Source organism: Tessaracoccus sp. OH4464_COT-324, from assembly GCF_003932855.1.
In the GTDB taxonomy this organism is placed as follows: domain Bacteria; phylum Actinomycetota; class Actinomycetes; order Propionibacteriales; family Propionibacteriaceae; genus Arachnia.
The window spans coordinates 1-687 of the sequence record NZ_RQYZ01000057.1 but is presented as its reverse complement, the minus strand read 5'-3'; the positions used below and the strand labels follow the sequence as shown (position 1 = coordinate 687).

Genomic DNA, 687 nt, shown 5'->3' with positions numbered 1-687 from the left:
GACCACCCTTATCACCCCGAGTACCCGAAGTCTTCGGATTGATCAGCGCCTCCTGAATATCCTCCTCAACAACCAGATCATCACTATCAGCACGGATCCCCCCGACCCCCGCCTCAGCAGCACGCTTACCCAACCGCTCCCAAGCAGCCTCAGCCTCAGACACCATCAAAAACTCCTATACCTTAGAGAAACCTACGAAGCCCAGCCATCATCAGCCGGTGCCCCTCATCCAACTGTTCGACCACGCGGAGTCGGTCATCTGCAACCTCCCGATACCGGGAGAAAGCATCCCTGGCTGCCCGCTCCACCGCAGTACAAATGGCCCCCACCTGTGCATCATCCAGCCAGTCCTCATCAAACTCGATCCGCTCCGGGTGACCATTCGAGCCCAACCAGATCGTCACCCCCGCAAACCGGCCCACCGTCGGCCCAGCCTGCGGCGCGGGCTCGGACAACACCTGCTCCACCGCCTCCCGCCGCATCTGAGAGAACGCTCTAAACAGTGCCGCGTATTCCTCAAGCGGAATGTCTGGTGGCTCCACCTCAAGGTCCTCGTCCGGTTCCGCAGACGATGTGGACCCGTCTCCGCCAACCACCGAATACCCAGAAACCGCGAACGCCTGCATAAAAGCCTGATCCAACGTCTGGCCCCGCTTCAACTTCTTGAACCAAACCGGGCTCACCCGC

The 687-nt window shown here is 60.4% G+C and carries 1 protein-coding gene; it reads right to left on the bottom strand.

All coding sequences use genetic code 11. From position 1 onward, the window contains the following. Positions 1 to 182: 182 nt before the first annotated feature. On the bottom strand, positions 183 to 687 hold a 505-nt coding region (locus EII42_RS13080; protein WP_158676515.1), incomplete at its 5' end, for a hypothetical protein.